This window comes from Proteiniphilum sp. UBA5384 (assembly GCF_002410825.1).
Taxonomy (GTDB): Bacteria; Bacteroidota; Bacteroidia; order Bacteroidales; family Dysgonomonadaceae; genus Proteiniphilum.
The window spans coordinates 5,500-12,266 of sequence record NZ_DHOS01000019.1 but is presented as its reverse complement, the minus strand read 5'-3'; the positions used below and the strand labels follow the sequence as shown (position 1 = coordinate 12,266).

Below are 6,767 nucleotides of genomic sequence, written 5' to 3'. Positions count from 1 at the left end.
GGAAGTAAATTCAAAACAGGTTCTAAGATACTGCTCACATTATTGGTTTCAATAGCTTCTTTTAGTTGTTTTCTGATAATGTCAATAAAATGAGGATTACTCTGGGCGTTTTCATAAAATAATCTTTCTCCATTCCACCATTTGGAAGCAAGTAAATCATTTTCGGAGAATGGATTTTTCAGTTCGCCTTTGAAGTATTTATACATACTAAAATCTTTCATGATGTCATCTTCTTAAATCTATGTACAATAGATAAGAACTCGCCGGGTAAATACTCAAAAGCAGAATTCTTGATATGTTCCGGAATGCCATAGTAGGCTTCGGCTATGCTCCCGGTGATGGCAGCTATGGTATCGCTATCTCCCCCGATCGACACGGCCAAGCGGATGGCGCTCTCAAAGTCGGTACTTTCAAGAAAACAGACGATCGCTTGTGGTACTGTTACTTGGCACGTTTCATTGAATGAATTCGTTTTACGGATTGAATCGCAGGTCATCTCAAGATTATAACCGTATTCCTTTGTGGCTAAATCAATAAGTCGGGACATTCCATTACCTGTGCGGGCATGATACATACAATCGGCCACACATAAGGCGCCTTTGATACCTTCCGGATGATTGTGGGTGCATTCAGCGGATTCACACGCTTTCCGTAACACTATCTCTCTATCCCTTGAAATCCAGCCGCAAGGAGAGACACGCATCGCCGATCCATTGCCAAAACTGTGATAGGGATGCGGATTGTCATCATGTATCCATCGAGTAAACGAGCCTCCGTAGGCACCTTTAGGATAGGGATATCTCCTGCACCAGGAGTGCAGGCTATCGCCGAATGGAATACCTTTTAGAAGGGCATCCGCCACTGCAATAGTACAAACAGTATCATCCGTGAAATCACATTCCGGGGTGAACAGTTCAAAATCGATCGAGTGGGTATTGTTGAACTCGAACCGTGAACCGATTATATCTCCTATTATTGCTCCCAACATAACTATATGTTTTTACAAATTAAATATCATTAAGTTGCAACAAATACTAAAATCTTGACTTTTTAAAGTCGATAAAATATCAAAAACAATGACAATAGCATAATTATCAGAAAAATATAATAAACACCCTTGCCAAAAGGGGTATTCCAATTTGTGGAAATTTTCTTTTTTCTGCCAAATTCTAAATCAACCCTTTTAAAATCCGGTTTGAATATTCCTTTGCCATAAATCATAACCCTAATAAAGGTTGACAAAATGAGTATAAGGAAAATAACAAATACAATAAATGTCCACATATCAGTAATTTAAAATAAATCGAATTCTCAACTTTCACTAAAACTCTTATTTGATATTGTGTCTTTGAGAATGGAAAGTATCGTTGCAGAAACCATGAATACTGACCTTTACCGGTATCCGTTCGGTTATTTCCCTGCGCCAAGGGTAATTTTCATACCGACATCACTTCCACCTTGCTTTTTCCGCTCTGCTGCTTGCTCACCCTAATCTGTACCGGTATGCGTTCGGTCATTTCCTGCACGTGGGAGATCACGCCGACTTTACGACCTTGGTTGTGTAACCGTTCCAACGCATCCATGGCGATATTGAGAGTGGCGGGATCGAGTGAGCCGAAGCCTTCGTCGATGAAAAGTGATTCCACTTTCATGCGGCTGGAGGAGAGGGAGGCCAGCCCCAGGGCTAATGCCAGCGAGACGAGGAATGATTCACCACCGGAAAGGGAATAGACCGTTCGCACCTCATCCCCCATGTCCCGATCTACCACCTGTAACCCCAATGAGTTGGGGATGCGCTGCAAGAGATAGCGTTTACTTAGAATTTCCAGATGCACATTGGCGTAACTCAACAACACATCCAATGTGTACTCCTGCGCTATCTGGCGGAATTTTTTGCCGTCTGACGATCCGATGATGTCGTTGAGTTTTGCCCAGTCTTCCCCTATGGCGGTCTGCTTCTCTATCTCTTGTAACAACGATCCTATACGTTGCTTGTTGAGGGTATCTTGCTTTATGGTAAAGTCGATTTCATTGGCCTCCTGTGAACTTTTCCTTAATAATTCACGCACATATTCCTGTGAAACTGATAGTTCATCCAATGTTTTCTCCGATAGACGTTCTTCCAGATGTTTTTCCAGCGCCTTGGTACGTTCTCCCAAAACTGACTCGGCTTGCATCACTGCGGTGTCGATTTCCTGCAACTCCCGCCTTTCGTTTTCTATCCACTCCCGGGTGAATTCCAAGAGGGAGAGCAGCTGTTCACGGCTAAGCGCAGACGCTTGTCGGGAGGTATATGGTGGATGTTGTGACGAGGTATGTAATGGTTGTTGTGGCGAGGTATGTAATGGTTGTTGTGGCGAGGCATGTAATGGTTGTTGTGACGAGGCATATGGTGGATGTTGTGTTGAGGTATGTGATGGATCTTGTTGTGGGGTATGACAGGTATCGCCTTCCGATTGGGTTGGAACAGGGGTTCCCGGTACGGCATTGTATTGCCGGTTATAGTGAACAATCCAATCTTCGATTTGCTCGTCGACGGTTGTTTCCTGCCGGATCAATGTGGCGACATCCTTCTCCAACTGCCCATGCAGTGCTTCGAGGCGGGTAATTTCCGACAGTATCGCATCGACTTTCTTTTTCTGCTCTTCCAAAACCTGTTTTGCCACATGAGTCGTTTCTTTTAACTTAACTTCCATTTCTTCTACCGGCACACCATTGAAAATTGCTTCCCGCTGGTCGGTCAACTCTTTATGCCGGGACTGTAAGTCGGCGAGATATTCACCTTTTTTCCGGGAATCTTCTTCCACATCCTTTAGCCGGCTTTCCCATTCTTTTATTTTTTCAACTGTCATCTTTTGTTGATGGAGTTGCTCTTCTAAACGGGTAGTGTTATTTTTCCAATTGCAGGCAAATTCACGGATTTGTTGCACGAAAGCATCGGGATTATGCTGCCAGTTCTTAAACCACTCTTCGGCACGAAAATAAATAGCCACTGCAGATTGCACACCCTCCAAATTGTGGATAGCCTTCCGCTGCGCTGTAGTATTATTTTGTTGCTGTTCCAGTAGCGACTTCAGCGCCCTTTCGTTATCCTTTATCCGGTTCTCGTAATCGGTCAATTCTTTATCCAGTGCGGTAAGATCAGATTTGTATAATTCCAGCTGCTCTTTCTGTTTCCCGTAGGATTGTATTTGTTCCGATAATTGTTGTTGACGGTTTTTGTGTTGTTGTAACTGATCATGCAGCCATGTCGCCCTGTCGGCAGGCGGATATTTGCCACACTCACCGGAAATCCGAAATTCCGACCATTTTGACTCGAGATTCTTTATTGATTCGCTTTTATCGGCAAGTGTCATTTCCAATTCTCCAATCGACTTTTCCAATCCCTCACAGATTTGCCGGAGACGACTGTGAAGTGCCAGTTGTGTCGCATAAGCGGCTTCATACTGCTTATAAGCGGCTTCTTGTTCCGAAAGGAGCAAATCTGCTAATGGATTCTTTTCCGCATAAGGATGCTCGGTGCTACCGCAGACCGGACAGGGTTTCTTGAATTCTAATTGCTCCCGCAGTCGTTCCACGCTTTCAGCCATCAGCAGCCTTGCTTTTTCAAGCGACTTCAACGCGGTATCCTTTTCTGCCAATTTTATCGGCAGGAGGTTTTCTGCCTCGGAAAGCAGTATTTTGTTTTGCTCTAATTCTTTTTTATTGTTTGATAACAAGCTGTTTGTATTTTCTTTCTCGATAATTGCCCGGTACAATATTTTCCAATGGGCTTCTGCCGCCACCATCTCCTCGATATGGCTGTCCAACGAGATTTTTTCATTTTCCAGCTCCTGAATAGGCATAGCCGATAGGGTAGTGTACAGCTCCTGAAATTCACTCTGTTGCTGTAGCTGGGAGGTACGAAGGCTGTTTCTCTTATCTTCAAGAATTTGTTTTTCCTGTTCCAGTTGCAGGCATTTTTTTTCTGCTTCCTTTATGCTTGTGGTATAGTCATGCAAGCTTTTCAGGATTTCTTCCGCATCAGTCAGTTTGGATAAGATTAGACTCTCCTGCTCGGCTATTGGCTGTCGGAATTCATTTTCATTTTTCCAGCGGCTTAACCCATCGATTTCTTTTTCCAGATCCGTCAAATTCTTTTTTGCTGATGACAACTGCTCTTTTTGACCGATTATTTTCTCGGAGATGGCGGAGAAGTCGTCGCACGCCCGTTTTACCTGCGCCGCCTTTTCGGTAAGCTGCACGTCTAGCGCCCTTGCTCTGTTTAACAACGGTTGCGACTCTTCTTCTTTCTGGGCTGCGGTCTCCAGGGTGGCAACGGCCTGGTCAAACGCCCTGTCGGCAGCCTTTTTCTCCTCTCTCTGTGTCATCAGTTTCGAAGAGTTATCATTGATGGCTGATTGCTTGGCATCGATTTGCTCGCGGATATGTAACAGGTTATTCACTATTTCTTTCACAGGCCGGACACGGATAATCTGTTGTAAAAGCTGTTCCCGGTGCCGCGATTCTGTTTTGATAGAGATTGCTTGTGCGTGTTGGGAGGCAGCTGTCTGCACGCCTTCCTCCAGTTTCGCCCATTGCTCATGCCAGTTAATCTCCTTGTTGAGCGCCTCACTTTTTTTCTCGTTGTTCTTGATGAGAATGGTCAACTCCTCTTTCCTTGCCTGTAGTTCGGCCAATTCTTCATGGGTAAGGGTGTCTATCCCTTCACGTTGCAGATTTAGTTCCCTGAGTTTTTGCTGTTGCTCTTTGTAATGCTCATAGACTTTTTTGGATATCTCGGAGTAGATATGGGTGCCGGTCAGCTTTTCCAATAAGGATGATTTCTCATCTTTTCCGGCTTTCAGGAAAGCGGTGAAATCGCCTTGCGCCAACAGGACAGAGCGGGTGAACTGCTCAAAAGTCAATCCGACCAACCGTTCAATTTCTACCAGCAGTTCGGTTTTTCTGCCCGGCACCTCCTGCCGGGTCGTGATATTTTTCAGGGATATCTCATAAGCCTGCAAATTTCCATCAACCTTGTTACGCGCTCTTCTCACGCTCCACCTGGCACGGTAAGAATGTCCGTCGACACCCTCGAAATCGACTTCTGCAAAACCATCGGATGTGCCATCCCTCAGGATCCCACGTACATCATCCTGCTTGATGGTGCTTCCCTGCACATCCAGGACATCCACTCTATTGTCCGCCAGCTTGTAGCGCGGTGTCTCGGCATACAAGGCAAGGCACAAAGCATCGAGGATGGTGGATTTGCCTGCTCCCGTGGGACCTGTTATTGCGAAAATACCTGCGGAAGAGAGCGGTTCCCGGGTAAAATCAATTTCAGTCATGCGATCCAAAGAGGCCAGGTTTTTCATCCGAATAACTTGTATCTTCATTGTTATGCCTCCCATTCATTTACTTCCTGTTCGACTTGTTGAAAAAGCTTTTGCAATGCTGCGGGGATAGGATTGTCATACTTGGCTTGATATACTTTGTGCAGCACTTCAATCGGTTTTAGCCGGTTGAGTTGTTCCGGATCAGCAGTGGCAGCCTTATCGGGGTTCGCAGCAGTAGATTTATAACGCACATCAATCTTGGCCAATCTGAAATTTTTACCGGCCAGCGCAGTTTCTATCTTGTGCCTCAAACCCGGTTCCGGCCCTTCCAATAACACTCTTGCTTCCAAGTAAGGCGCGGTATGGGGGGCTCCTTCAAAAGTTTTTAATTGCGATAATGATATGAGTACTTCGGTGAGTGAACTATGGACTGATGGAACCCTCATCAAGGGTACTGATACCGGAATTTCAAGAGCTTTCAGGCTATCGATTGCATCATCTGCCATATCGAAAACGATGACCTGATGCTTGTAATTCGTTTCAGAAAAAGACATCGGCAACGGACTGCCACTATAGCGGACATGTTCTTTACCCCCGATACGCTGGGCTTTATGAATATGTCCCAATGCCACATACCGGAGTTTCTCGTTGAATGCCGTCGCGGAAATACATTCCACTCCTCCCATAATCAATCTCTCCATCTTGTCTATATCGCCCACCTCCGCTTGTTGCGCATGCAGGTGCCCCATGGCAATAATGGCTTGCCCGGGCTCCTTGATTGATGCTGCATATTCACAGGCTTCCTTATAAAATGCACTGACTCCATCCGCATAAGGGTTCGCGCTGTCCGTTATGGAAGGATAATCTCCCAAGCGCAGGAACGGTGCTGCAATACACCATGCTTCGGTATGGCCCTCTTTATTCTTTAGGGGAATGCAGATTTTACCATAGTCCACCATCCCGACATCATCCTTTTCCACGATACCTACGATATGAATATTGGACGATTCCAGAAGGGGTTTGGGCGATTCCAATCGCGATGCCGAGTCGTGATTGCCCGCGGTAACGATAATCTGTAAATGGGGATTCTGTTTTGCAGACCGATTAAGGAAGGTATAAAACATTTTTATGGATGCCGCCGAAGGATTGGACGAGTCGAACACATCTCCACTGACCAGCAGCACATCCACTTGTTCTTCAGAAAGGGTATCGAGTAACCAGTTAAAAAATTGGCGGTGCTCATAAGTGCGGTCATACTCGTGGAAGAGTTGCCCTATATGCCAGTCAGCCGTATGTAAAATCCGTATCATATCAACCTATGCTCCTGTTTTTCTTTCAAAAATAGTAAGAAAAATTGAAAATCAAATGATTGTAAAAAAAGAAAGCCCCAACTTACGCTGAGACTTTTGAGTGAACCGTGCCGGGTTCGAACCGGCGACCTCTGCCCTG

4 protein-coding genes are annotated in these 6,767 nt (G+C 45.4%); all 4 read right to left on the bottom strand.

The window, feature by feature from the left end; all coding sequences use genetic code 11:
• On the bottom strand, positions 1 to 221 hold a 221-nt coding region (locus B4G81_RS05005), incomplete at its 3' end, for a hypothetical protein (RefSeq protein WP_294080740.1).
• The gene (locus tag B4G81_RS05000; protein ID WP_294080739.1) at positions 218 to 988 is read right to left on the bottom strand and encodes an ADP-ribosylglycohydrolase family protein; all 771 of its coding nucleotides are present in this window, start codon (positions 986 to 988) and stop codon (positions 218 to 220) included. The genes B4G81_RS05005 and B4G81_RS05000, both read right to left, overlap by 4 nt.
• A 448-nt stretch (positions 989 to 1,436) precedes the next feature.
• Positions 1,437 to 5,378 carry an AAA family ATPase gene (locus B4G81_RS04995; RefSeq protein WP_294080737.1) on the bottom strand — a complete coding sequence of 1,314 codons (3,942 nt, stop codon included), beginning with the start codon at positions 5,376 to 5,378 and terminating at the stop codon, positions 1,437 to 1,439.
• A 2-nt stretch (positions 5,379 to 5,380) separates the two neighbouring features.
• The gene (locus B4G81_RS04990) at positions 5,381 to 6,628 is read right to left on the bottom strand and encodes an exonuclease SbcCD subunit D (RefSeq protein WP_294080735.1); all 1,248 of its coding nucleotides are present in this window, start codon (positions 6,626 to 6,628) and stop codon (positions 5,381 to 5,383) included.
• Between the last annotated feature and the right edge of the window lie 139 nt (positions 6,629 to 6,767).

What these genes read in the sequence shown, in the direction of transcription:
- B4G81_RS04990 (WP_294080735.1), bottom strand. Translation starts at nt 6,628, where the DNA reads ATGATACGGATTTTACATACGGCTGACTGGCATATAGGGCAACTCTTC.
- B4G81_RS05000 (WP_294080739.1), bottom strand. Translation starts at nt 988, where the DNA reads ATGTTGGGAGCAATAATAGGAGATATAATCGGTTCACGGTTCGAGTTC.
- B4G81_RS04995 (WP_294080737.1), bottom strand. Translation starts at nt 5,378, where the DNA reads ATGAAGATACAAGTTATTCGGATGAAAAACCTGGCCTCTTTGGATCGC.